The following is a 2,195-nucleotide window of genomic DNA, read 5'->3' as shown; positions in this document are numbered from 1 at the left end:
GTATCGCTTGTAAATTTCTAAGCCCTTGTAGCTCATTTAAGAGTGTTTGTTATTTTTGGCTCTTTGATAATTTTTTGATTAGCTCAATATTCTGTTGCAATGCACTAACAATGTTAATATGATGCGTAAACATTACATCAAAAGGACTAAATCATGGCAAATATGCTACCAGACAGAAGTGACAGTACGTTCACTTGTAGAGCCGATAAGGAATTGGTTGAGGCGTTCAAGCGCATCGCTAAAGATAATAACCGCACTGCAAGCCAACTGGTTAGGGATTATATGATGGCTTACGTAAAGAAAAATGGTCAGGGTAAGTTATTTGACTAGATTAATTTGCAGCACTGGACACACATCGACCCCTAGTCGATGTGAAAAAAAATAAAAGAAAAAAGAGCAAAAGACTATCGTGCCGATGGCAAAATATAGGTTCACACACCATGCAACTGGTTGAAAACGCTACAGGCCATACTGCATAAGGGTTTTTTTGTGGTACAAGTACCGTTACGCCTGTACCACAAATTAATAAAAAAATGACCTATAAGCCAATAAAACAAGGGGTTTACGTGTGGTACAAGACGATTTTATTTTGACCTAAAAACTAACGCCCTAGCGGTTGTTGGGTCAGCGGTGATCCGTAGGCGAAACGATGCCTACGATCACCGCTCGACCTTTACAATTTGGCGAAGATAAGCGTAAACTCAAACGCTAGAAACGAGTAAGCCCCGATAGTTGGAAGCTATCAGGGCTTAATGTAATTTTTAGTGTATAACCACCTAAAAACCACGAAACGTAAGGGTATTTTAGGCGGTTGTACACACTAAAACAAGGCTTTTTTGTATTCAGTGGGTCACTAGCGCTGCAATACAGAACTGAAATTTTATAGTGTACGCAATCAAACAAATAGACCCGACCGACTGGCAGAACGTCAGCACTCTAGCTCAATTCTACGCAGACTTAGCAACTAAGCCCTATTGTACTAATGACAAGGGTTTCAGTCATATTCGCACCAAGTCACACGCCATAAAACACGCCTACATACAACCCAATCACCCCGAGATTATCAAATGGCTTGTCTTTGACATTGACGACCCACAAGCCCTATTTGCCTTCCATGATAACGACTTACCACCACCGCAAGTTATTATAAAAAACCCCGAAAACGGACACGCTCACTACGCCTACAGGCTAACAAAACCAGTGGATAAGTGGCGTAAAGCAAGCACTAAGCCAGTAGAGTACCTAGCTAGTGTGCAAAAGGCGCTAAGACTAGCACTAGGGGCAGACAAAGGCTATAGCGGCAACCTTGTAAAAAACCCTTGCCATACCTCGCACGAAGTATATATAACAGGGGCTAAGCCGTCTTATACCCTAGCCGAGCTTGCCGAATATTTAGATTTAAAACCATACAAGCAAGCAGAACCAGCCAATGACGAAGGTTATGGGCGCAATGTGGGCATATTTAACCATGTTAGACATCAAGCCTATCCGATAGCGCAAGACCTTACCCAAAGGGAGCTAGAGCGTGTTTTAACTGCTATTGCGGAAGAATTTAACCAACGCTTTGATATACCCCTATTGCCCAACGAGCTAAAACATATTATCAAAAGCATAGCTAAGTTCTGCAAATCCTCACGGTTTGGAGCTTACAGCGCCAAATTTAAAGAGAAACAACGCGAAGATGGGCGCATAGGTGGTAAAGCCAGTAATTCGTCAAATGGAGGCAAGGCAAGGTCAGAAAAGTATGCTGAAAAGCGTGTAATAGCGCATAAAATGAGAGAGCAAGGATTAAGCTACACAGATATAGCTACAAACCTAGGCGTATCAAGGCGTACAGCGATTAACTGGCTAGCTTAGCTAGGTGGTGAAAGTGCAAGCCAATCAGGTAATAGCCCGTTAGGGGATTTTGAGCCGTGTGGTTAAGTTTGCCTAAACAATAAATCTTGCTTAGGCTAGTTTAAAAATTCCTAAAAATTTAATCAGTCTTTTTCAATCGACCGCAGTCGATTGCCGCGACCTTGCTAACAAGCCTAATGTTCTTCCGTTTCGTATCTATCCTTTCAAACCTAGCTTATTTATATGTCTATTTGGCTCAAACTGGCCCCTTCCTGCTGCTTATTTTGTGTGTCGGCTACCCTAGTATCGCTTGTAAATTTCTAAGCCCTTGTAGCTCATTTAAGAGTGTTTGTTATTTT

The 2,195-nt window shown here is 41.9% G+C and carries 2 protein-coding genes; both read left to right on the top strand.

The window, feature by feature from the left end:
- Window positions 1–153: 153 nt before the first annotated feature.
- The gene (locus tag EI161_RS14045) at window positions 154–330 is read left to right on the top strand and encodes a ribbon-helix-helix domain-containing protein (protein WP_225735410.1); all 177 of its coding nucleotides are present in this window, start codon (window positions 154–156) and stop codon (window positions 328–330) included.
- A 555-nt stretch (window positions 331–885) separates the two neighbouring features.
- Complete coding sequence (locus EI161_RS14980; RefSeq protein ID WP_192529883.1) at window positions 886–1,857, top strand: replication initiation protein; 972 nt, start codon at window positions 886–888, stop codon at window positions 1,855–1,857.
- Window positions 1,858–2,195 lie beyond the last annotated feature (338 nt).

It is taken from the genome of Psychrobacter sp. FME5 (assembly GCF_014861375.1).
Taxonomy (GTDB): Bacteria; Pseudomonadota; Gammaproteobacteria; order Pseudomonadales; family Moraxellaceae; genus Psychrobacter.
The sequence above is the reverse complement of the archived record's forward strand: the minus strand, read 5'-3'. Positions and strand labels throughout refer to the sequence as shown.

Excerpts from the sequence above, each read along its gene's own strand:
- EI161_RS14045 (WP_225735410.1), top strand. The coding sequence starts at position 154 with ATGGCAAATATGCTACCAGACAGAAGTGACAGTACGTTCACTTGTAGA.